Below are 920 nucleotides of genomic sequence, written 5' to 3'. Positions count from 1 at the left end.
TCCATGAGACCGTCAGTTATGTTGATCAGACTGGACACGTAGTGGCCAAGCCGCACACTGATTCTGTCAACTTCACACGAACCGTCGTTGTCGATAACGTTACTGGTGAAGTGATTACGAGTGGTGCTGGAACAACCGCCTGGACAGCGACAAATGGTGATACAACCTTTGATGCCGTTGTTAGTCCAGTGGTGTCGGGATCTGTAGCTGATAAAGCGCAGACAGCTGTCGTAACTGACCTGAATGCCGATTCAGCAGATGTTAATGAGACCGTGACATACACGAAAGTCGGATCATTGGTACCAAGCTCAAGTGATGGGAACTTCCCTAGAGTACCAAGAGTAGTCTATCCAAATGACCCACGTGATGCGACGAAGGTTACACCAGCCGGTGTACCGACGGTACCAGGTTATACAGCACATGATCCAGAAGGTCATGTTTTGACACCCGGTAGCCGTTATCAGCCAAGTGATCCGACGAAAGATACAACGATCACCTATACCGCAGATCAGCAAAAAGGTAGTGTCAGCTACGTTGATGATACGACCGGCAAAACTTTAAAGACGGATTCAATTTCAGGAACAACGGGCTCGAAATCCAGTTATAGTACCAGTGGCAGCATTGCGGATTATAAGAAACACGGGTATGAGTTAGTTACTGATGGCTATCCAGCAGATTTGACATTCGACAATGATGACAAAACTGCTCAGAACTTCACGGTTCACTTGAAGCATCAGCTGACGCCAGTGAATCCAACGGATCCACAGACACCGGGAGCGCCAATCCATCCAGATGAACCAGATGGACCAAAGTGGCCAACTCGCACCAACTATGATAAGACGGTCCATGAGACCGTCAGTTATGTTGATCAGACTGGACACGTAGTGGCCAAGCCGCACACTGATTCTGTCAACTTCACA

1 protein-coding gene is annotated in these 920 nt (G+C 48.4%); it reads left to right on the top strand.

Annotated elements, in window-relative coordinates; all coding sequences use genetic code 11:
* A partial coding sequence (locus K8M07_RS12525; protein WP_223379448.1) for a mucin-binding protein occupies positions 1-920 on the top strand: 920 nt, incomplete at both ends.

The organism is Schnuerera sp. xch1, from assembly GCF_019931165.1.
Taxonomy (GTDB): Bacteria; Bacillota; Clostridia; order Tissierellales; family Tepidimicrobiaceae; genus JAIOUP01.
The sequence above is the reverse complement of the archived record's forward strand: the minus strand, read 5'-3'. Positions and strand labels throughout refer to the sequence as shown.